This is a genomic window from Klebsiella sp. 141240 (assembly GCF_050600805.1).
Taxonomy (GTDB): Bacteria; Pseudomonadota; Gammaproteobacteria; order Enterobacterales; family Enterobacteriaceae; genus Klebsiella; species Klebsiella aerogenes.
On sequence record NZ_JAQIRK010000007.1, the window covers coordinates 88958 to 106025 of the forward strand.

Below are 17068 nucleotides of genomic sequence, written 5' to 3' on the forward strand. Positions count from 1 at the left end.
GCCATGACAATAACTCCACAACAACTGATCGCACTGCTACCGCTGCTGATCGTCGGCTTGACGGTGGTGGTTGTGATGCTCTCCATTGCGTGGCGACGCAATCATTTTCTCAATGCCACGTTGTCGGTTCTCGGACTTAACGCCGCGCTGGTCTCGCTCTGGTTTGTTGGTCAGAACGGGGCGATGGACGTCACCCCGCTGATCCGCGTTGACGGTTACTCGATGCTCTATACCGGGCTGGTGCTGTTAGCGAGCCTCGCGACCTGTACTTTCGCCTACCCATGGCTTGAGGGTTACAAGGACAATAAAGAAGAGTTCTACCTGCTGGTGCTGATCGCCGCGCTGGGTGGCATTCTGCTGGCCGGCGCTAATCACCTGGCCTCGCTGTTCCTCGGTATCGAATTAATTTCGCTGCCGTTGTTCGGTCTGGTCGGCTACGCCTTCCGCCAGAAACGTTCTCTGGAAGCGAGCATCAAATACACCATCCTCTCCGCGGCAGCCTCGTCTTTCCTGCTGTTCGGTATGGCGCTGGTGTATGCGAACTCCGGCAACCTGTCCTTCCTCGCGCTGGGCAAGAGCCTGGCTGACAACGCGCTGCACGAGCCGCTGCTGCTGGCGGGCCTCGGTCTGATGATCGTCGGTCTTGGCTTTAAACTGTCGCTGGTGCCGTTCCACCTGTGGACGCCTGATGTATACCAGGGCGCGCCTGCGCCGGTATCCACCTTCCTGGCGACCGCCAGCAAGATTGCCATCTTCGGCGTGGTGATGCGTCTGTTCCTGTACATGCCGGTGGGCGACAGCGAAGCGGTACGCGTGGTGCTGGGCCTGATCGCCTTCGCCTCTATCATCTTCGGTAACCTGATGGCGCTGAGCCAGACCAACATTAAGCGTCTGCTCGGTTACTCTTCCATCTCACACCTCGGCTATCTGCTGGTGGCGTTAATCGCCCTGCAGAGCGGCGAAATGTCGATGGAAGCCGTTGGCGTCTACCTGGCCGGTTATCTGTTCAGCAGCCTCGGCGCGTTCGGCGTAGTCAGCCTGATGTCCAGCCCGTATCGCGGCCCGGATGCTGACTCGCTGTTCTCCTACCGCGGTCTGTTCTGGCACCGTCCGATCCTGTCGGCGGTAATGACGGTGATGATGCTGTCGCTGGCCGGTATTCCGATGACCCTCGGCTTTATCGGTAAGTTCTACGTGCTGGCCGTCGGTGTGCATGCGCACCTGTGGTGGCTGGTTGCCGCGGTAGTGATTGGCTCGGCGATTGGTCTCTACTACTACCTGCGCGTTGCCGTAAGCCTGTACCTGAGCGCCCCGGAGCAACTGAACCGCGATGCGCCGTCAAACTGGCAGTACAGCGCCGGCGGTATCGTAGTGCTGATCTCCGCGCTGCTGGTGCTGGTGCTCGGCGTGTGGCCGCAGCCGCTGATTAGCATCGTGCAGCTGGCGACGCCGCTGATGTAATCTGCGCTATAAATAAAAAAAACCGCCGACTTGTCGACGGTTTTTTTATGCCTGCGGTTTACGCCAGCCGATAGACCATAAAATCCTCCGCCAGTAGCGTATTGGCGAAAATCTCCCGGCATTCCGCCAGCATACGCAGGCAGCCTTCGGCATCGTAGCGCGAGCTAAAGTGGGTGGCGATTAGCGTGCCGACCCCCGCTTCTTTGGCAAGCGCCGCGGTCTGCTGACTGGAAGAGTGGCCACGGCTATTGGCTTTCTCCGCCATCGCCTGCTCAAGGGTGGTTTCGTGGACCATCACATCCGCGCCGCGCGCCATCTCCAGCGCCTGCGGGCAGGGGGCGGTATCGCCAAAGATGGCCAGCGTTTTACCCGGCGTCGATGGCCCCAGATAGCGGCTACCGTCAATGACCCGGCCATCTTCCAGCTCAACGCGCTGACCGAGCTTGAGCTGATGGAACAGCGGCCCCGGACGCACGCCATCGGCAATCAGTTGGGCGGCATCGAGCTTACCGGGCTTGTCAAGCTGTTCGATGCGGTAGCCGTAGCACTCCACCGGATGGCTGAGCGGGTACGCGCTGACCCGATAGCCGTCTTCGTCGAAGACCAGGCCGGGGCCGACTTCGATGATAGTGAGCGGATAATCGGTCCACGAGCCGCTCAGGCGCAGCGCGGTTTCGATGAATTCTTTAATCCCTTTTGGCCCGTAAACCGTCAGCGGCAGCGAGTTTCCCTGCATCGAGCGGCTGCACAACAGGCCGGGCAGGCCGAACAGATGATCGCCGTGCAGGTGAGTGATGAAAATTTTATTCAGTTTGCCTGGGTGGTAAGGGGTATGGAGAAACTGATGCTGGGTGCCTTCGCCGCAGTCAAACAACCACATTTCAGCGCTGGTGGGTTGTTGCAAATTCAGTATTATCGACGTCATATTACGCGTACGGGTCGGCACGCCGGCGGATGTCCCCAAAAATGTTAATTCCATCGTCCAGTGTCCTCAGGCGAGTGGTAAAGCATCAGTATATCAATAAGGAGTCACAAATGATGACCTGGCAGGATTTACATCACAGCGAGCTCACCGTTGCTCAACTGTACGCCTTGCTGAAGCTGCGCAGCGCGGTGTTTGTCGTCGAACAACGCTGCGTCTATCAGGATATCGACGGCGATGATTTAGTCGGTGAGAACCGTCATCTGCTCGGCTGGCGCGACGGAGAGCTGGTGGCCTACGCGCGGATCCTCAAAAGCGAAGAGGAGTTCGAACCGGTGGTGATTGGCCGGGTTATCGTTAGCCCGTCCGTGCGCGGCGAGAAGCTGGGCTACCAGTTGATGGAGCAGGCGCTGGCCAGCTGCCGGCAGAACTGGCCGCAGAAGGCGATTTATCTGGGGGCGCAGGCGCATCTGCAGAAATTTTATGCCAGCTTTGGTTTTGTGCCGGTGACAGAGGTATACGATGAAGATGGTATTGCCCATATCGGTATGGCGCGTGACATCACAACTCATTAAGAAGCTAAATAGTAATAGCGTATCGCTATCAATTATCTATACTTTTCCTCCTGTAGCGAATCCAGTGTCTGGCGTTCGCCGGGCCTGTTAAGGTTCGCTCCCTCATGATGGGTACTGCTATTTATCGCAGCTACCCTTTATAATGTGGGGTTTTTAATTTCGTGGAGGTTCGCGTGCTGTCTGTTTCCACCGCGCTGGAAAGCCTGTTGGGTTGCCTGGCTGAAGATTTCCCTCCGTCGCCCGGCACGCGAATTTTTGATATCCCATTCCCGTTAAACGACGCCTTCGACCCGTTATTGTGGTGCGCGCATCAGCCGTGCTGGCCGCAATTCTACTGGCAGCAGCGTAACGGCGATGAAGAACTGGCGGCGCTGGGGGCGGTAACCACCTTTGCCTCTTTGTCCGCGGCGCATGATTTTTTATGCGCGCAGGGGCGGGAAGATCTGCGCATCAGCGGGCTGAACGCGTTCGACCCGCAGCAGGGCAATCTGTTTCTGCCGCGGCTGGAGTGGCGCCGCCTGGGCGGCAAAGCGACTTTGCGGCTGGTGGTACACAGTGCGACCTCGCTGCTTGACGACGCGACCGCCGCGCGGGCGTTTCTCCAATCATTAAATAGCGAGCAGGCGACGGCGGCATCGATGCCGCCGCTGCAAAGCGAGCAGCATGCGCCGGAATACCCGCAGTGGAGCGAGCTGATTACGCAGGCGACGCAGGCAATCGGCGCCGGCGAAATGGATAAGGTTGTGCTGGCGCGGGTCACGGATTTACGCTTTAGCGCGCCGCTGCAGGCGTTTGCCATTATGGCGGCCAGTCGGCGCAGCAATCTTAACTGTTTTCACTTCCTGATGGCCTTTAGCCCGCAGCAGGCGTTTCTCGGCTCCACGCCGGAACGGCTATGGCGGCGACGCGGCGCGCTGCTGCGCACCGAAGCGCTGGCGGGTACCGTCGCTAATCATCCTGATGACGCCCGGGCGCAGCAGTTGGGCGATTGGCTAATGAAAGACGATAAAAACCAGCGGGAAAATATGCTGGTGGTCGAGGATATCTGCCAGCGTTTGCAGAGCGAGTCGCCGACGCTTGACGTTCTGCCGCCGCAGGTCGTACGCCTGCGTAAGGTGCAGCATCTGCGGCGCTGTATCTGGTGCGAACTGGCTGAGCCCGACGACAGCCGCTGCTTGCTGCAGTTGCAGCCTACCGCCGCGGTGGCGGGGCTGCCGCGCCAGGCGGCGCTGGCGTTCATCCGCCGTCATGAGCCTTTCGCCCGCGAATGGTATGCCGGCTCCGCAGGTTATCTTTCTCTGGCGCAAAGCGAGTTTTGCGTGGCGCTGCGCTCGGCAGAAGTCGAGAACGACACCCTGCGGCTGTATGCCGGGGCCGGTATTGTCAGCGGATCTGACCCGCAGCAGGAGTGGCAAGAAATAGAAAATAAAGCGGCGGGATTACGAACGTTATTACTTTCAGAAACGTAGAGAGACGACGTATATCAAAACGGCGCAACTCTGCCTTATCTATACTTAGCATCAATATTTGATACCGGACAATTTCATGTCAGTAAGCGCATTTAACCGACGCTGGGCGGCGGTGATCCTTGAAGCTTTAACCCGCCACGGCGTGCAGCACATTTGCATTGCCCCAGGCTCGCGCTCGACGCCCTTAACCCTGGCGGCGGCGGAAAACCGCGCTTTTATTCATCACACTCATTTTGACGAACGTGGTCTTGGCCACCTGGCGCTGGGACTGGCGAAGGCCAGCCGCCAGCCGGTGGCGGTGATTGTTACCTCCGGAACCGCGACCGCGAATCTCTATCCGGCGCTGATTGAAGCGGGCCTGACGGGTGAAAAACTGATCCTGCTGACCGCCGACCGCCCGCCGGAGCTTATTGACTGCGGCGCCAATCAGGCCATCCGCCAACCGGGAATGTTTGCTTCTCATCCTGCGCAGACCGTTTCTTTACCGCGTCCTTCGCAGGATATTTCCGCCCGCTGGTTAGTCTCGACTATCGATCAGGCGCTGGGCGAGTTGCATGCCGGTGGGGTGCATATCAACTGCCCGTTCGCCGAGCCGCTATATGGCGATATGGACGATACCGGGCTGGAGTGGCAACAGCAGCTCGGCAACTGGTGGCAGAGCGATAAACCCTGGCTACGTCAGGCGCTGCAGATGGAGAGTGAGAAACAGCGCGACTGGTTCTTCTGGCGGCAAAAACGCGGCGTAGTGGTCGCGGGCAGGATGAGCGCCGCGGAAGGTAAAAAAGTGGCTGAATGGGCGCAGACCCTCGGCTGGCCGCTGATTGGCGATGTCCTGTCGCAGACCGGGCAGCCGTTACCATGCGCCGACCTGTGGCTGGGCAACGGTAAAGCGGTCAGCGAACTGGCGCAGGCGCAAATCGTCGTGCAACTCGGTAGCAGCCTGACCGGCAAACGCGTGCTTCAGTGGCAGGCGACCTGCGAGCCGGATGAATACTGGCTGGTGGATAATCTGCGCGGTCGTCTCGACCCGGCGCAGCACCGCGGTCGCCGTCTGCTCTCAAGCGTTGAGCGCTGGCTCGAACTGCATCCGGCGGAGAAACGCCAGCCGTGGGCGACGGTGATCCCGCAGCTTGCCGGGCAGGCGTGGCAGGCCGCGGTCGCCAGCAACGAGCCTTTTGGCGAAGCGCAGCTGGCGCAGCGCATTCGGCGCTATTTGCCGGATCAGGGACAGCTGTTTGTTGGCAACAGTTTAGTGGTACGCCTGATAGACGCGCTGGGGCAACTGCCGGCGGGTTATCCGGTCTATAGTAATCGCGGCGCCAGCGGCATCGATGGCCTACTGGCGACAGCCGCCGGCGTGCAGCGCGCGAGCGCCCGGCCTACGCTTGCGATCGTCGGCGATCTTTCGGCGTTATACGATCTCAACTCGCTGGCCCTGCTGCGCCAGGCGTCGGCGCCGCTGGTGCTGATCGTGGTCAATAATAACGGCGGGCAGATTTTCTCTATGCTGCCGACGCCGCAGGACGAGCGCCGCCAGTTCTATTTAATGCCGCAGGACGTGGATTTCAGCCACGCGGCGGCGATGTTTGGTCTGGCTTATCACCGCCCTGATGACTGGCAGTCGCTGGATGAGGCGCTGGCAGGCGCGTGGCGCCGCGCCGGGGCGACGGTAATTGAGCTGGCGGTTAACGAGACCGACGGTACGCACACTCTCCAGCAACTGCTGGCGCAGGTAAGCCGCCTGTGACGCTCAACGCGACGGTTGAAAGCGGCCAGCCGGGTTATCCCTGGCTGGTATTCCTGCACGGCTTTTCCGGAGACCGCGACGAGTGGCGTACGGTTGGCGAAGCGTTTCCGGCCTGGCCGCGTCTGTATCTCGATCTGCCGGGGCACGGTGGCTCGGCGGATATCGCGGTCGATGGCTTTACCGGGGTCAGCGAATTACTGCAAGCTACGCTAAATAGTTACAACATCCTGTACTACTGGCTGATTGGCTACTCCCTGGGCGGCCGGGTGGCGATGAACTTCGCCTGCCAGCCGCGCGCGGGCCTGCGCGGCCTGATCGTCGAGGGCGGACATCCGGGCCTGCAGGACGAAGCGTCGCGGCAGGCGCGGCGCGGCAATGATAGCGCCTGGGCGGAACGTTTTCGCCGCGAGCCGTTAGCGCAGGTCTTCGCCGACTGGTATCAGCAGCCGGTCTTCGCTTCGCTGGATGCGGCGCAGCGTGAGTCATTGGTCGCCCTACGTCGCCGCAATAACGGCGCTACGCTGGCGGCGATGCTGGAGGCAACCTCCCTTGCGGAGCAGGCCGATTTGCGCGCGTCTCTGCAGGCTCGCGATTTTCCTTTTCACTACCTGTGCGGCGAACGCGACGCCAAGTTTCGCGCTATCGCGCAAGCGCTCGCCGCCGATACCCATATCATTCACCATGCCGGACACAACGCGCACCGGGACAACCCCGCTGCGGTGATTGCCTGTCTGGCGCAGATTCTGGCAAGTTAACTGAAGGACATTCTATGATCTCTCTTGATGAAGCAATGCTCTACGCCCCCGTTGAATGGCACGATTGCTCAGAAGGCTATACCGATATTCGTTATCAAAAATCGACTGACGGGATTGCTAAAATCACCATCAATCGTCCGCAGGTGCGCAACGCCTTCCGTCCGCTGACCGTCAAAGAGATGATTCAGGCGCTGGCGGATGCCCGCTATGACGACAATATCGGCGTCATCGTGCTGACCGGTGAAGGCGATAAAGCTTTCTGCGCCGGCGGCGACCAGAAAGTCCGCGGCGACTACGGCGGCTATCAGGACGACTCCGGGGTTCACCATCTCAACGTGCTCGACTTCCAGCGCCAGATCCGCACCTGCCCGAAACCAGTAGTGGCGATGGTCGCCGGTTACTCTATCGGTGGCGGCCACGTACTGCACATGATGTGCGACCTGACCATCGCGGCGGATAATGCCATCTTCGGCCAGACCGGGCCAAAAGTCGGCTCCTTTGATGGCGGCTGGGGCGCTTCCTATATGGCGCGTATCGTCGGGCAGAAAAAAGCGCGCGAAATCTGGTTCCTGTGCCGTCAGTACGACGCCCAGCAGGCGCTGGATATGGGGCTGGTGAATACCGTGGTCCCATTGGCGGATCTGGAAAAAGAGACCGTGCGCTGGTGTCGTGAAATGCTGCAAAACAGCCCGATGGCGCTGCGTTGCCTGAAAGCGGCGCTGAACGCCGACTGCGACGGCCAGGCCGGGCTGCAGGAGCTGGCGGGTAACGCCACCATGCTGTTCTACATGACGGAAGAAGGGCAGGAAGGACGTAACGCTTTCAACCAGAAACGTCAGCCGGACTTCAGTAAATTTAAACGGAATCCATAATGCGCTTTTCGCAGGTTTACCGCTGGCAGATACCGATGGACGCGGGCGTGGTTCTGCGCGAACGGCGGTTAAAAACCCGCGATGGGCTGTTCATCCACCTGCAGGAGGGTGAACGCGAAGGCTGGGGGGAAATTTCTCCCCTGCCGGGATTCAGTGACGAAACGCTGGAAGAGGCGCAAATGGCGCTGCTGGCGTGGGCGCGGGCCTGGCGCGACGGCGCCGAGCCGCAGCTTCCCATGCAGCCCTCCGTCGCTTTTGGTATTAGCTGCGCGCAGGCAGAGCTTGGCGGTGAGCTACCGCAGGCGGCGGATTATCGCGCGGCGCCGCTCTGTTCCGGCGACCCGGATGAACTGTTCGCCAAACTGGCGACGATGCCCGGCGAGAAAGTCGCTAAGGTGAAAGTGGGGTTGTGGGAAGCGGTACGCGACGGCATGGTGGTGAATCTGCTGCTGGAAGCGATCCCCGACCTGCAGCTGCGGCTGGATGCCAACCGGGCGTGGACGCCGCTTAAAGCGCAGCAGTTCGCCAAATACGTTAATCCGGCGTATCGCCAACGCATTGCCTTTCTCGAAGAACCGTGCAAAAGCCGCGACGATTCGCGCGAATTCAGCCAGCAGACCGGTATTGCTATCGCCTGGGATGAAAGCCTGCGCGAGGCGGATTTCCGTTTTGTCGCCGAGCCCGGCGTGCGCGCGGTGGTGATCAAACCGACGCTGACCGGCAGCTTACAAAAGGTTCAGCAACAGGTCGCCGCGGCGCATGCGCTGGGGCTGAGCGCGGTGATTAGCTCGTCGATCGAGTCCAGCCTGGGATTAACGCAGCTGGCGCGGGTTGCCGCCTGGCTGACTCCGCAGACTATCCCCGGACTCGACACGCTGGCGCTGATGGGCGCTCAGCTGGTGCGGGCGTGGCCGGAGAGTACGCTGCCAATTTTCAATGCTGATGAGCTGGAGCAACTGCTGTGATGTTTTCCGATTGGCCGTGGCGCCACTGGCGTCAGTTACGCGGCGAGTCGCAGGCGCTACGCCTGAATGACCAGCCGTTGACCTGGCGTGAGCTATGCGCGCGGATTGACGCGCTGGCATCTGGTTTTGCCGCGCAGGGCGTAATGGAAGGTCAGGGCGTGGCGCTTAGGGCCTACAACCAGCCGGAGACGCTACTCGCCTGGCTGGCGCTGCTGCAGTGTGGGGCGCGGGTGCTGCCGCTTAATCCGCAACTGCCTACGGTATTGCTGCAGGAACTGCTGCCTGCGTTAACCGTACAGCATCAACTGGTGCTTAACGGTGATAAGCTGCCGGGGAATTTACCGGTGTTAACTCTGCAGGCGGCAGAAGGCGCCTGGGCCGTTTGCTGGCATGGCGAACGGTTGGTGTCGATGACGTTAACCTCCGGCTCAACCGGCCTGCCGAAGGCGGCAGTCCATAGCGCCAGCGCCCATTTGGCTAGCGCCGCTGGCGTGCTGGCGCTGATGCCGTTTGCCGGGGAGGACGACTGGCTACTGTCGCTGCCGTTGTTCCATGTCTCCGGGCAGGGGATCATCTGGCGCTGGCTGCTGGCGGGCGCGCGGCTGACGGTGCGTGACAAACAACCGCTGGAGCAAGCGTTACAGGGCTGTACCCATGCTTCACTGGTACCGACTCAGCTATGGCGTCTGCTGAATGGCGATGCCGATGTTTCACTCAAGGCGGTGTTGCTTGGCGGTGCGGCGATCCCGGTCGAGCTGACCGAAAGGGCGCGAGCGCAGGGGATACGCAGTTTCTGCGGCTATGGCCTCACTGAATTCGCCTCCACGGTCTGCGCCAAAGAGGCCGACGGCGAGGCGGATGTGGGCGAAGCGCTGCCGGGAAGGGAGGTAAAAATTGTCGCCGGCGAGATCTGGCTGCGGGCGGCGAGCATGGCCGCGGGCTACTGGCGGGATGGTCAACTGTTGTCATTAACCAACGATGAAGGCTGGTTTGCGACGCGCGATCGCGGGGAGTTACGCAACGCCAGGCTGTCGATTATAGGGCGACTGGATAATCTCTTTTTTAGCGGCGGCGAAGGCATTCAGCCGGAGGAGGTTGAGCGCGTGATACTCGCCCATCCGCAGGTTCAGCAGGTGTTTATTGTGCCGCAGGATGATGTCGAATATGGCCAGCGCCCGGTGGCGGTGGTTGAATGCGAGGACGGCTGCGAAATGGCCACGCTGGCGGCATGGAGCGCTGAACGGTTAGCGCGTTTCCAGCAGCCGGTACAGTGGCTACGGCTGCCGGAAACGTTAAAGAACGGCGGGATTAAGATTTCGCGCCGGGCGCTGCGCGAATGGGTCAATTCGCCGGTTTAGCCGATATTCGCCTCGGCGCGGCGCTGGCGCTGTTTACGTCTCAGACGCAGCAGCGGCGGCACCACCAGGACGGCGACAGCCAGCATTAGCAATGTTTTGGTTACGCCGCTTTCCCAGAGGATAGCCAGATTACCGTTGCTGATTGACAGCGCGCGGCGCAGGTTCTGCTCCAGCATCTCGCCCAGCACAAAACCGAGGATCAGCGGCGACATCGGGAAATGCATTTTACGCATGATGTAGCCGAGCACGCCGAGGCCAACCATCAGCAGCAGGTCAAAGGTGGTGCTGTGCACCGCATAGACGCCAACGGCGGAAACGGCGGCGATGGCGGGTACCAGGAACCATAGCGGGATCGTCAGCATGCGGGTGAACAGGCCAATCAGCGGAATGTTCATGATAAGCAGCATCACGTTGGCGATAAGCAGCGCGGCGATGAGCCCCCAGACGATATCAGGCTGTTCGGTGAACATTGCCGGGCCGGGCGTAATGTTATACAGCGTCAATGCGCCCATCATGACCGCGGTGGTGCCGGAGCCAGGCACGCCAAGCGTCAGCATCGGAATAAACGAACCGCAGGCGGAGGCATTATTCGCGGCTTCCGGCGCCGCCACGCCGCGAATATCCCCCTTGCCGAAGTTATCGCTGTTGCCGCTGATTTTTTTCTCCGTCATATAGGTGATGGCGCTGGCGATGGTCGCCCCGGCGCCGGGCAGAATACCGACGAAGAAACCCACGACGGAAGAGCGTAGGGTCGCGCCGACGCACTGCGCGGCCTCTTTGGTGTTAAACAGCATGCGCCCGGTTTTACGCACCAGCGTTTGCCCACCGCTGGTGCTCTCCAGCATCAACAGGATCTCTGAAACGGAGAACAGGCCGATGACCACCACAATAAATTGCACGCCATCGGAGAGATGGACGCTGTCGAAGGTGAAGCGGTAAACCCCGGTGTTGGCATCCACGCCCACCGTCGCCAGGCCCAAGCCGATTAACGCCGCGAGGAACGATTTCAGCGGGTTTTGCGCCATCATGCTGCCGAGGCAGGCGATGGCAAACACCATCAGCGCGAAATATTCCGCCGGGCCGAACGCCAGCGACCACTGGGCGAGGAGCGGCGCGAACAGAATAATGCCGCCGATCGCGATAAGCGAACCGAAGAAAGAGCTAACGGCGGAAATCGATAGTGCGACGCCGCCGCGCCCTTGCTGCGCCATGGGATAGCCATCAAGCGCCGTCATGATGGCGGCGGCATCGCCGGGCACGTTCAGCAGGATAGACGAAATACGCCCGCCATATTCGCAACCGATATAGACCGTCGCCAACAGGATCAGCGCCGATTCCGCAGGCAGGTGCAGGGCAAAGGCCAGCGGCAGCAGAATGGCGACGCCGTTAATCGGCCCGAGGCCGGGCAGCAGCCCGACGATGGTTCCGACAAAGCAGCCGATGAGGGCAATAAGCAGATTTTCCGGCGTCATGGCGACGGCGAAACCCTGCGACAGATAGATCCAGGTATCCATAAGCTTCTCCGTTAATTTAACCAGACGCCAAGCGGCAGGGTCACATCAAGTAAGGTATCGAAGGCGTACCATAACGAGACGCCCATCACCACGCCGGCAATGCCTGCCGCCGGTAGCGTGGCGCCGAACAGCAGGCCGATCACCGCCGTCAGCAGCGCGGTCGCCAGCGGAAAGCCCAGCCATTCAAATCCCCAGGCATAGACCACCAGCACCACGACCATGGTTAACAGCCGTTGCAGGACATGTCGTCCCGGCCACTCGATGGCGTCCGGGCGACGCAGCAGCATCAGCGCCGAACACAGCAGCATCAGGCCGATAATACCCAATGGGAAAGGGCGCGGGCCGACGGGTTCATACGAGTATTCGCTGTGGATCTGCCAGGCGATAAACAGGCCGCCAATGCATAACAACAGCCAGACTCCGGCAAAGATACGATCGCTCATTAGCGCCTCCGCGGATTATTTAGCCAGGCCAAAGGCTTTCGCCTGTTCGCGATAAACGCTGACCTGCTGTTTTACATAGGTATCGAGCTCCTTGCCGTTCATGTTGAATTCAAACAGGCCGCGCAGTTCACGTTGCTTTTTGAACTCATCGGTTTGCTGCAGTTTAGTGAATTCATCAACCCACCACTGGTAGTCGGCATCGCTTACCTTCGGGCCCATAAAGAAGCCGCGAATAATCGGCCACACCAGGTCATAGCCCTGCTCTTTAGCGGTAGGGACATCGGCCAGCGCGCCCGGCAGACGTTCATTGGAGAAGACCGCCAGGACGCGGATCTTATTTCCCTGCAGGTACGGCACCATTTCACTGAGATCGCCGGAGACCGCCTGCACATGGTTGCCGAGCAGCGCGGTTACCGGCTCGCCGCCGCCCTCAAAGGCGACATAGCGCATCTTGTGCGGATCAACGTTGGCTTTTTGCGCCAGCAGCGCCGCTTTCATCCAGTCCTGGCTGCCGATGGAGGCACCGGCGCCAATGACGATAGTGGCGGGATTTTTCTCCATCGCAGTCATGAATGACTTCAGGTCTTTCCATGGCGAATCGGCGCGTACGGCAATCATGCCGTAGTCGGTACCGACGCTGGCCAGCCATCGCACGTCATCAACGCCGTAGCGACCGAATTTCCCCTGCGACAAATTCAGCAGCGAGCCGCCGGAAAAGGCAACCACGGTTCCGGCTTCCGCCGGACGCTGGGCGACGATGGCGTTGTAGGCCACCGCGCCTACGCCGCCGGGCATATAGGTGACGCGCATCGGTTTCTCGATCGCGCCGGTTTCCATCATGCTTACCTGAATCAGCTTACAGGTAAGGTCAAAGCCGCCGCCGGGTTTGGCGGGCGCGATACATTCGGTGCGGGACGGGGCTTGCGCCGCGAAAGCGGTGGTTGTACAGAGGCAAAGCGCGATGGCGCTAAGATGGCGGAAAAATGGCGTTTTCATAGGCTTCCTCAGTAGGGACAGGGAATGTTTTTCTGATTATGTGAACCGACATGTGGCGATTCGGTTGCGTGATTGTTAAAACAGTTACCTTTCATTTCCCTTTCAATGCGGCAGCAACTTTACAGGATGTGATATGCGTCTCTTATTAGCCGAGGATAACCGTGAGCTGGCTCACTGGCTGGAAAAAGCGCTGGTGCAGGGCGGTTTTGCCGTGGATTGCGTTTTTGATGGCCGGGCGGCGGATCATCTGCTGCAAAGTGAAAAATATGCGCTGGCGGTGCTGGATATCGGTATGCCGGGCCTGGATGGCCTCGAGGTGGTACAGCGGTTGCGTAAGCGCGGGCAAACGCTGCCGGTGCTGCTGTTGACCGCGCGCAGCGCGGTAGCGGACCGGGTGAAAGGGCTGAACGTCGGCGCCGATGATTACCTGCCTAAACCTTTTGAGCTGGAGGAGCTCGACGCCCGTCTGCGGGCGTTGCTGCGACGCAGCGAAGGGCAGGTGCATGAGGTACAGCAGCTTGGCGAGCTGGAATATCGCGATGAAGGCTATTTTCTGCTGCGTGGTGAGATGTTGTCCCTGACGCCGCGCGAGCTGGCGCTGTTGAAAGTGCTGATGTTTCGCCGTACCCGTCCGGTTTCCCGCCAGCAGCTGTTTGAACAGGTGTTTAGCCTCAGCGACGACGTCAGTCCGGAAAGCATCGAACTTTATATTCACCGCCTGCGCAAGAAACTCCAGCAGGGTAACGTGCGTATCACTACGCTACGCGGGCTGGGTTATCTGCTGGAGCGTGAGCCGCATGAGCTGGGGTAAACCGCAGTCGCTGTATGCCCAACTGCTGCTGTTCCTTGGCCTGCCGCTGGCGCTGTTGTGGGGGCTATCGGCATTCAATAGCTACGTGAGCGCGCTGCAGGCGGCGACGCAGGCCTACGATCGTACGCTGCTCTCCTCGGCGCGCACCGTGGCCGAGCGGCTGGTAGTGCGCGGCGGCCATCTGGAGGTCAATGTGCCCTGGGTGGTGCTGGACAGCTTTGAACTCAACATGAACGACCGGCTGTATTACAAGGTGGTCGATCCGCAGGGGAAAGTGATTTCCGGCTTTGACGATCTGCCGGCGATGCCGCCGGCCACTTCACGAACTCAACTCTATCCGGCGCTGGCATGGTTTTATCATACCGAATACCGCGGTCAGGCAATCCGCGTGGCGCGCCTGCTGCAGCCGGTCAACGAAGGCGGTATCGTCGGAATGGCGGAGATTTATATTGCCGAAACGCTGCAGTCGCGGCGCTGGCTGGCCGGGCAACTGCTGTTTTCATCCTGGGTGTCGCAGGGCTTATTAGTGCTGTTGACGTTGGTACTGGCGGGGTGGCTACTGCGCCGCGTTCTGCGGCCAATGCGTCAGCTCTCGGCGCTGATGGTGCGCCGTGAACCCGGCCTGCTGACGCCGCTACCGGAATTGTTGCCGTGGTCGGAAACGCGGCTGCTGATCGTGGCTTTTAACCGCTATATCGACCGCCTGCGGGTGATGATCTCCCGGCAGGAACGCTTTAGCGCCGATGCTTCACATCAGTTGAAAACGCCGCTGGCGGTCCTGAAAACCCAGGCTTCGGTGGCGCTGGCCAGCGACGATCCGCGGCTGTGGCGCGAGAGTTTGCAGGCCATGCGCGCGACGCTGGATGATACGATTTTACTCACCGAACGTTTGTTGCAACTGGCAACGGTGAAACGCCGGGAGCAGGGCGAGCAGGCTTTTGCCGCGGTCGATCTGCAGGAGGTGGTGCACCATAGCTGTTTTTCGCGTATTGCTCAGGCGCGCAGTAAAAACATCGATCTGGGTTATGAGGGCGAACAGTCGCCGGTGTACGTTTTGGGTGATGGCGTTTTGTTGGGCGAACTGTGCGCCAATCTGCTCGACAATGCGATTCGCTACACCCCGGCACGCGGAACGGTGACGCTGAGCCTGCATCGCGATGGCGAAGCCGTCACGCTGAGCGTGGAGGATAGCGGCCCGGGTATCGAGGAAAACCTGATTAACCAGGCGCTGACGCCGTTTCGACGGCTGGAGAATGGCGGCGGCCTACCCGGCGCCGGGCTGGGCCTGGCGCTGGTAAACGATATCGCGCGTCTGCATCGTAGCCGGCCGCAGCTGTCGCGCAGCGAAAGCCTGGGAGGATTAAAGGTGACGCTGCGTCTGCTGACCGTGGCTTAAAGCAGCCCTTTCTGGCTCAGGGTGAGGCGGGTCGCGGCATTAAGATCGTAGTGTCGCAGGTCTTCGCCCTTCACCCACGCGTAATCGTCGAATTCCTCGTTGATCGTGACCTCGCGGTTGGCGCTTATGCAATCGAAAATCAAATAGATCATGTAGATCTCTTCCTGGCGACCATCGGCATAGGTTTTCACACGGGTGTCATCGCGGAAGCTCCATGGCGTGATACGGGTCAACTGCAGTTTTTCGCCAAGCTCCTCGCGGACTTCACGTCGCAGCGCCTCTTCAATACTTTCCCCCGGCTCCACGCCGCCGCCGGACAGCGCCCACTGTCCGGGAAAAACCCCGCGGTCGGCAGCCATCTTGCACAACAGGTAATGGCCATCATTTTGGATTAGCGGGCAAACAATCGTCCTTTGACGCATGATTTTTCTCCTTCGCAGTGAGTCGGGCCGGGAATCGAGGAAACAGTTTGCGAGGCGCCTCGGCAAACCGCAAGGGAAATACGGCGCTGGCTCTACAGAGTGCTAAGTTAAGCGAAATGCTTGAGTTGCTGCAAAAGCATATCCGGCAACGCGATATGATGGAACTGCAGGAGCAACTAGCCAGCCTTTTGGCGCTGGGATACACTAGCCGCAGGCAGCTCAGGACGCTGCTTCACTATTTATTGCAGGCAGGAAATGCCGCCGATCCGGTCGCCTTTTTACGTAATCTTGCGCAAAATGTCCCCAGACGGCCGCATAAGGAGACGCTAATGAATATTGCCCAGTTTCTGGAACAACGCGGCCATCAGCAGGGCCTGCAGCAAGGTCTTGAACAGGGAGAACAATTGGCTGCGCAACGTATTGCCCAGGCGATGCTGGAAAACGGGCTTGATCTGGCGCTGGTGGCGAAGCTGACGGGGCTTGCGCCGGAGCGTCTGGCTCTGCTCGCACATTAATTTCTCTGCTTCCTTCAAACGGCCTGCGTGATGGCGATCGCGCAGGTTAATATAGATTTATTTAATCAATACAACTCAATTCAATATAATTCTGATGAATTTAAATTCGGCAGAATTTGCATTCTTTCGCAACTGCGCGTCGGTATTGATGTAAAAAGACGCAACTGGTTACACTCTTGTGAAAAATCATTTCGCCAGGTCATTGATTCCTGACGGGTGCGCAGTAGAATTTTCTGGTTTTTTCGGGACTTCTTTGATTCTTCTTTTCTGGATAGAGTAAATAATGAAAAAGAGCATTTTTATGGCCCTGGCCGGGGTAATGATGGTTTCCTCGGCGGCCCATGCTATTAGCGTTACTGGCGAAGCCGGCGAGCACTATACCAACCTCGGCGTTGGCTTCGGTACCGAATCCACCGGCCTTGCTATTTCCGGCAACTGGTTGCATAGCGATAACGACGGCGACGCCGCGGGTTTAGGTCTGGGTCTGAATATTCCGCTGGGACCATTCCTGGCGACCGTGGGCGGCAAAGGCATCTACACCAATCCGAAGCAGGGCGATGACGGTTACGCGGCCGCGGTCGGCGGCGGCCTGCAGTGGAAAATTGGCGATAGCTTCCGTCTGTACGGCGACTATTACTACTCGCCTGATTCCCTCTCCAGCGGCATCGAGAGCTATGAAGAAGCGAACGTCGGCGCCAGCTGGACTATCATGCGTCCGATTAGCATCCAGGCAGGTTATCGCTACCTGAACCTGGCGGGCAAAGACGGCAACCGTGATAACACCATCGCCGACGGTCCGTACATCGGCGCCAGCGCCAGCTTCTAATCCTCCGGCGCGGCCATCCGC

At 59.8% G+C, this 17068-nt stretch carries 16 protein-coding genes and 1 pseudogene; 12 read left to right on the forward strand and 5 right to left on the reverse strand.

The window, feature by feature from the left end; all coding sequences use genetic code 11:
* Positions 1 to 3 precede the first annotated feature (3 nt).
* The gene (gene nuoN / locus PGQ95_RS14560) at positions 4 to 1461 is read left to right on the forward strand and encodes an NADH-quinone oxidoreductase subunit NuoN (protein WP_015365594.1); all 1458 of its coding nucleotides are present in this window, start codon (positions 4 to 6) and stop codon (positions 1459 to 1461) included.
* A 58-nt stretch (positions 1462 to 1519) separates the two neighbouring features.
* Here the strand turns inward: nuoN and rnz are convergent, their stop codons facing one another.
* Positions 1520 to 2440, reverse strand: a complete 921-nt coding sequence (rnz, locus tag PGQ95_RS14565) for a ribonuclease Z (protein WP_430918492.1) — start codon at positions 2438 to 2440, stop codon at positions 1520 to 1522.
* A 56-nt stretch (positions 2441 to 2496) separates the two neighbouring features.
* Here rnz and PGQ95_RS14570 point away from each other — a divergent pair, with 56 nt between their 5' ends.
* The 7 genes from PGQ95_RS14570 (at position 2497) to menE (ending at position 10124) form a co-directional block, all read left to right on the forward strand.
* On the forward strand, positions 2497 to 2958 hold the full coding sequence (locus PGQ95_RS14570) for a GNAT family N-acetyltransferase (RefSeq protein ID WP_015365596.1): 462 nt from the start codon (positions 2497 to 2499) through the stop codon (positions 2956 to 2958).
* 173 nt (positions 2959 to 3131) lie between these two features.
* Complete coding sequence (gene menF / locus PGQ95_RS14575; RefSeq protein WP_430918494.1) at positions 3132 to 4427, forward strand: isochorismate synthase MenF; 1296 nt, start codon at positions 3132 to 3134, stop codon at positions 4425 to 4427.
* Between the two features lie 76 nt (positions 4428 to 4503).
* Positions 4504 to 6174 (forward strand): 2-succinyl-5-enolpyruvyl-6-hydroxy-3-cyclohexene-1-carboxylic-acid synthase, encoded by a 1671-nt coding sequence (menD, locus tag PGQ95_RS14580; protein ID WP_411325962.1) that lies wholly within the window; start codon positions 4504 to 4506, stop codon positions 6172 to 6174.
* A complete protein-coding gene (gene menH / locus PGQ95_RS14585; protein ID WP_430918497.1) occupies positions 6171 to 6929 on the forward strand; it encodes a 2-succinyl-6-hydroxy-2,4-cyclohexadiene-1-carboxylate synthase in 759 nt (252 codons plus the stop codon). The genes menD and menH overlap by 4 nt, the downstream gene beginning before the upstream one ends.
* 14 nt (positions 6930 to 6943) lie before the next feature.
* Positions 6944 to 7801, forward strand: coding sequence for a 1,4-dihydroxy-2-naphthoyl-CoA synthase (gene menB / locus PGQ95_RS14590; protein WP_015365600.1), 858 nt, complete (start codon positions 6944 to 6946; stop codon positions 7799 to 7801).
* Positions 7801 to 8766, forward strand: a complete 966-nt coding sequence (gene menC, locus PGQ95_RS14595; protein WP_430918499.1) for an o-succinylbenzoate synthase — start codon at positions 7801 to 7803, stop codon at positions 8764 to 8766. The genes menB and menC overlap by 1 nt, the downstream gene beginning before the upstream one ends.
* Positions 8763 to 10124, forward strand: a complete 1362-nt coding sequence (menE, locus tag PGQ95_RS14600) for an o-succinylbenzoate--CoA ligase (protein ID WP_430918501.1) — start codon at positions 8763 to 8765, stop codon at positions 10122 to 10124. Before menC ends, menE begins: the two co-directional genes overlap by 4 nt.
* On the opposite strand, the gene PGQ95_RS14605 is transcribed toward menE, so the two are convergent.
* Genes PGQ95_RS14605 through PGQ95_RS14615 form a run of 3 tightly spaced genes read right to left on the reverse strand, consistent with a single transcriptional unit; the run spans position 10121 to position 13077 of the window.
* Entirely contained in the window at positions 10121 to 11638 is a 1518-nt protein-coding gene (locus PGQ95_RS14605; protein WP_015365603.1) for a tripartite tricarboxylate transporter permease, read from the reverse strand. The two genes, menE and PGQ95_RS14605, sit on opposite strands and share 4 nt — an antisense overlap.
* 11 nt (positions 11639 to 11649) lie before the next feature.
* Positions 11650 to 12081 (reverse strand): tripartite tricarboxylate transporter TctB family protein, encoded by a 432-nt coding sequence (locus PGQ95_RS14610; protein WP_015365604.1) that lies wholly within the window; start codon positions 12079 to 12081, stop codon positions 11650 to 11652.
* Positions 12082 to 12096: 15 nt separating this feature from the next.
* The gene (locus PGQ95_RS14615) at positions 12097 to 13077 is read right to left on the reverse strand and encodes a Bug family tripartite tricarboxylate transporter substrate binding protein (protein ID WP_430918503.1); all 981 of its coding nucleotides are present in this window, start codon (positions 13075 to 13077) and stop codon (positions 12097 to 12099) included.
* 133 nt (positions 13078 to 13210) lie between these two features.
* On the opposite strand from PGQ95_RS14615, the gene tctD reads away from it, so the two are divergent.
* Together tctD and PGQ95_RS14625 are read left to right on the forward strand one after the other, a co-directional pair.
* Positions 13211 to 13888 (forward strand): transcriptional regulator TctD, encoded by a 678-nt coding sequence (gene tctD, locus PGQ95_RS14620; RefSeq protein WP_316424275.1) that lies wholly within the window; start codon positions 13211 to 13213, stop codon positions 13886 to 13888.
* Entirely contained in the window at positions 13875 to 15284 is a 1410-nt protein-coding gene (locus PGQ95_RS14625) for a sensor histidine kinase (protein WP_430918505.1), read from the forward strand. Before tctD ends, PGQ95_RS14625 begins: the two co-directional genes overlap by 14 nt.
* Here the strand turns inward: PGQ95_RS14625 and nudI are convergent.
* Entirely contained in the window at positions 15281 to 15706 is a 426-nt protein-coding gene (nudI, locus tag PGQ95_RS14630; protein ID WP_087860119.1) for a nucleoside triphosphatase NudI, read from the reverse strand. The two genes, PGQ95_RS14625 and nudI, sit on opposite strands and share 4 nt — an antisense overlap.
* Before the next feature lie 116 nt (positions 15707 to 15822).
* On the opposite strand from nudI, the pseudogene PGQ95_RS14635 reads away from it, so the two are divergent.
* Positions 15823 to 16221: pseudogene (locus tag PGQ95_RS14635) on the forward strand (ISNCY family transposase); the annotation flags it as partial.
* A gap of 283 nt (positions 16222 to 16504) precedes the next feature.
* Positions 16505 to 17047 (forward strand): YfaZ family outer membrane protein, encoded by a 543-nt coding sequence (locus tag PGQ95_RS14640; RefSeq protein WP_430918507.1) that lies wholly within the window; start codon positions 16505 to 16507, stop codon positions 17045 to 17047.
* The last annotated feature ends 21 nt before the right edge of the window (positions 17048 to 17068 follow it).

Bases quoted from the DNA above. Each gene is read 5' to 3' on its own strand.
- nuoN (WP_015365594.1), top strand. From the start codon at position 4: ATGACAATAACTCCACAACAACTGATCGCACTGCTACCGCTGCTGATC.
- rnz (WP_430918492.1), bottom strand. From the start codon at position 2,440: ATGGAATTAACATTTTTGGGGACATCCGCCGGCGTGCCGACCCGTACG.
- PGQ95_RS14570 (WP_015365596.1), top strand. From the start codon at position 2,497: ATGATGACCTGGCAGGATTTACATCACAGCGAGCTCACCGTTGCTCAA.
- menD (WP_411325962.1), top strand. From the start codon at position 4,504: ATGTCAGTAAGCGCATTTAACCGACGCTGGGCGGCGGTGATCCTTGAA.
- menB (WP_015365600.1), top strand. From the start codon at position 6,944: ATGATCTCTCTTGATGAAGCAATGCTCTACGCCCCCGTTGAATGGCAC.
- menC (WP_430918499.1), top strand. From the start codon at position 7,801: ATGCGCTTTTCGCAGGTTTACCGCTGGCAGATACCGATGGACGCGGGC.
- PGQ95_RS14605 (WP_015365603.1), bottom strand. From the start codon at position 11,638: ATGGATACCTGGATCTATCTGTCGCAGGGTTTCGCCGTCGCCATGACG.
- PGQ95_RS14610 (WP_015365604.1), bottom strand. From the start codon at position 12,081: ATGAGCGATCGTATCTTTGCCGGAGTCTGGCTGTTGTTATGCATTGGC.
- PGQ95_RS14615 (WP_430918503.1), bottom strand. From the start codon at position 13,077: ATGAAAACGCCATTTTTCCGCCATCTTAGCGCCATCGCGCTTTGCCTC.
- tctD (WP_316424275.1), top strand. From the start codon at position 13,211: ATGCGTCTCTTATTAGCCGAGGATAACCGTGAGCTGGCTCACTGGCTG.
- PGQ95_RS14625 (WP_430918505.1), top strand. From the start codon at position 13,875: ATGAGCTGGGGTAAACCGCAGTCGCTGTATGCCCAACTGCTGCTGTTC.
- nudI (WP_087860119.1), bottom strand. From the start codon at position 15,706: ATGCGTCAAAGGACGATTGTTTGCCCGCTAATCCAAAATGATGGCCAT.
- PGQ95_RS14640 (WP_430918507.1), top strand. From the start codon at position 16,505: ATGAAAAAGAGCATTTTTATGGCCCTGGCCGGGGTAATGATGGTTTCC.